The 242-nt window shown below is 46.7% G+C and carries 1 pseudogene; it reads left to right on the forward strand.

Features of this window, described 5'->3' with window-relative positions:
* Window positions 1-242, forward strand: a pseudogene (locus VJI94_RS08750) (peptide ABC transporter ATP-binding protein); the annotation flags it as partial.

Raw genomic sequence — 242 nt, forward strand, 5'->3', positions numbered from 1 at the left:
CTGGCTCTAAGACTGGTGAGAATGTTGACAGCTACTTTGGTTTTGACCCTGGAACAGATAATGCAGCAGCTAAAGAGGCTGGCTTTGAAGAGTATGATAAACTCTTGGAAGACGCTGCTTCAGAAAACGAGGATATTAACAAACGTTACGAAAAATATGCTGCAGCTCAGGCTTGGCTGACAGACAGTGCCCTGTTGATGCCGGCATGGTCATCTGGTGCAACACCAAGTGTCCGTAAGGTT

Source organism: Parvimonas sp. D9 (assembly GCF_035282565.1).
GTDB lineage: Bacteria > Bacillota > Clostridia > Tissierellales > Peptoniphilaceae > Parvimonas > Parvimonas micra.